This is a genomic window from Leisingera sp. ANG-DT, assembly GCF_000813785.1.
In the GTDB taxonomy this organism is placed as follows: domain Bacteria; phylum Pseudomonadota; class Alphaproteobacteria; order Rhodobacterales; family Rhodobacteraceae; genus Leisingera.
The window spans coordinates 1-3,057 of record NZ_JWLE01000036.1 but is presented as its reverse complement, the minus strand read 5'-3'; the positions used below and the strand labels follow the sequence as shown (position 1 = coordinate 3,057).

Here is a 3,057-nt window from a genome sequence, read left to right as displayed (position 1 = left end):
CCTCATTTCATCTTTCCAAAAAAACTCCCGCCGGAGGCGATCCGGCGGGAGTGTCATTTTCAGCCGTTGCTGTTCTGCGAACGTCTTACGCCGTCAGGCCTTCGGGCTCGGCGAGGTTATTGGCGCGGCAGCAGGCGGTGACGGTGTTCGCCAGCAGGCAGGCGATGGTCATCGGGCCGACGCCGCCGGGGACCGGGGTGATGGCGCCGGCGCGCTCGGCGGCGGAGGCGAAGTCGACGTCGCCCACCAGCACGTTCTTGCCGTCGCGCTCGATCCGGTTGATGCCCACGTCAATGACGGTGGCGCCTTCCTTGATCCAGTCGCCCGGCACCATTTCCGGACGGCCAACAGCAGCAACCACGATGTCGGCGCGGCGCACCACGTCCGGCAGGTCCTTGGTGCGCGAATGCGCGATGGTCACGGTGCAGCTGTCACCCAGCAGCAGCTGCGCCATCGGCTTGCCGACGATGTTGGAGCGGCCAATGACAACCGCGTCCATGCCCGAGAGGCTGCCGTGGTGGTCGCGCAGCATCATCAGGCAACCCAAGGGCGTGCAGGGCACCATCGATTTCTGGCCGGTGCCCAGCAGGCCGACGTTGGAGATGTGGAAGCCGTCCACGTCCTTCTCCGGCGCGATCGAGTTGATCACCAGATCCTCGTCCAGGTGCTCGGGCAGCGGCAGCTGCACCAGGATGCCATGCACCGACGGGTCGTTGTTCAGTTGGTCGATCAGCGCCAGCAGATCGGCCTCGGAGGTGTCCGCCTCCAGCTTGTGCTCATAGGAGTTCATGCCGACCTCGACGGTCTGCTTGCCCTTGGAGCGCACATAGACCTGGGAGGCCGGATCCTCGCCCACCAGCACCACCGCCAGGCCCGGGGTGATGCCGTTTTGCTCCTTCAGCCGCGCCACATGTTCGGCCACCTGGCCGCGCACCTTGGCCGCAAAGGCCTTGCCGTCAATCAGAGTTGCTGCCATTGCTCTCTTCCTTTTTGTGCAGGCATTCGGCCCGCCTTACTCTTCCCGGATCACCCGCGCCTCGCGGGCAATCGACCAGTCCACCAGCTGCCGCCACAGATGCTCGATCAGATCGGGGTCCAGCCCCTGAGCCTCCGCCGCGGCGCGGGCATTCATGACCACTTCCTCAACCCGGTCCGGGATCCGCGCCGGCCAGCCGTTGGCTTGCTTCAGCTGGATCGCCCGGTCGATATACCCCGCCCGCGCGGCCAGCATCTGCACCAGCGCAATATCGAGCCGGTCAATCTGGGCCCGCACCTCTGCCATCGACTGGCAGTCCTGCGGCGGTGTCAGCTTGGTCATGTCTTAAAACTCTTGCGGCCCGGGGATGCCCCCGGGCCGCAGAAAGCGCATTTTGCGTCTTAGAACAAGCCTTCGATCTGGCCGTCCTCGTTCAGGCGGATGGTTTCCGCCGCCGGTTTGCGCGGCAGACCCGGCATGGTCATGATCTCGCCGCAGACCGCAACGATGAAGCCCGCACCGGCCGACAGGCGCACTTCGCGCACCGGCACCGAGTGGCCCACCGGCGCACCGCGCAAGCTCGGGTCGGTCGAGAAGGAGTACTGGGTCTTGGCCATGCAGACCGGCAGGTTGCCGTAGCCCGCGTCTTCCCATTCCTTCAGCTGGTTGCGGATCTTGTTGTCCGCCAGCACCTCGTCAGCGCGGTAGATGCGCTTGGCGATGGTCTCGATCTTCTCGAACAGCGGCATGTCGTCCGGGTAGATCGGCGAGAAGTTGGCGGAACCGGCGTCGACGATCTCGACAACCTTCTCGGCCAGCGGCGCGGAACCCTCGGAGCCCAGCTCCCAGTGGCGCGACAGCACTGCTTCAACGCCGTGGGTGGCGCAGTAGGCCTTGACCGCGTCCACTTCGGCGTCGGTGTCGGTCACGAAGTGGTTGATCGCAACCACAACCGGCACGCCGAAGGATTTGACGTTCTCGATGTGGCGGCCGAGGTTGGCGCAGCCGGAGTTCACCGCATCGACGTTCTCGGCACCGAGGTCTGCCTTGGCAACGCCGCCGTTCATCTTCATCGCGCGCACGGTGGCCACCAGCACCACTGCGGAGGGTGCGATGCCTGCCTTGCGGCACTTGATGTTCATGAACTTCTCGGCACCGAGGTCAGCGCCGAAGCCTGCTTCGGTGACGACATAGTCAGCAACCTTCAGCGCGGTCTTGGTGGCGATCACGGAGTTGCAGCCGTGCGCGATGTTGGCGAAGGGGCCGCCGTGCACGAAGGCCGGGTTGTTTTCCAGGGTCTGCACCAGGTTCGGCTGCATCGCGTCCTTCAAGAGAACGGTCATCGCGCCCTCTGCCTTGATGTCGCGGCAGTAAACCGGGGTCTTGTCGCGGCGGTACGCCACGATGATGTCGCCCAGGCGCTTTTCCAGGTCCTTGAGGTCGTTGGCGAGGCAGAGGATCGCCATCACTTCGGAGGCCACGGTGATGTCAAAGCCGGCTTCGCGCGGGAAGCCGTTGGACACACCGCCCAGAGACGCGGTGATGGTGCGCAGGGCGCGGTCGTTCATGTCGACCACACGGCGCCATGCGACGCGGCGGGTGTCGATGTCGCACTCGTTGCCCCAGTAGATGTGGTTGTCGATCATCGCCGACAGCAGCGAGTGGGCCGAGGTGATGGCGTGGAAGTCGCCAGTGAAGTGGAGGTTCATTTCCTCCATCGGCACGACCTGGGCATAGCCGCCGCCTGCAGCGCCGCCCTTCATGCCGAAGTTCGGGCCCAGCGAGGCTTCGCGGATACAGATCATCGCGTTCTTGCCGATCCGGTTCAGACCGTCGCCCAGACCCACGGTGGTGGTGGTCTTGCCTTCGCCCGCCGGTGTCGGGTTGATCGCGGTCACCAGGATCAGCTTGCCGTCTTCCTTGGACTGCACAGAGTCGATGAACGCCTGGCTCACCTTCGCCTTGTCATGGCCGTAGGGCAGCAGGTCATCGCTGGAAATCCCGATCTTCGCGCCAATCTCCTGGATCGGCTTCTTCTGCGCCTCACGCGCAATCTCGATGTCACTCTTGTAGCTCATGGC

At 64.7% G+C, this 3,057-nt stretch carries 3 protein-coding genes; all 3 read right to left on the bottom strand.

All coding sequences use genetic code 11. The features are described from left to right. Nucleotides 1-85 precede the first annotated feature (85 nt). From folD to RA21_RS19965, 3 genes are read right to left on the bottom strand one after another with little or no spacing between them, the layout of a single operon-like run. On the bottom strand, nt 86-976 hold the full coding sequence (gene folD, locus RA21_RS19975; RefSeq protein ID WP_039152111.1) for a bifunctional methylenetetrahydrofolate dehydrogenase/methenyltetrahydrofolate cyclohydrolase FolD: 891 nt from the start codon (nt 974-976) through the stop codon (nt 86-88). A gap of 36 nt (nt 977-1,012) precedes the next feature. Further along, a complete protein-coding gene (locus RA21_RS19970) occupies nt 1,013-1,318 on the bottom strand; it encodes a chorismate mutase (RefSeq protein ID WP_039152108.1) in 306 nt (101 codons plus the stop codon). Nucleotides 1,319-1,377: 59 nt separating this feature from the next. Continuing rightward, on the bottom strand, nt 1,378-3,054 hold the full coding sequence (locus tag RA21_RS19965) for a formate--tetrahydrofolate ligase (protein WP_039152113.1): 1,677 nt from the start codon (nt 3,052-3,054) through the stop codon (nt 1,378-1,380). Nucleotides 3,055-3,057: the final 3 nt, after the last annotated feature.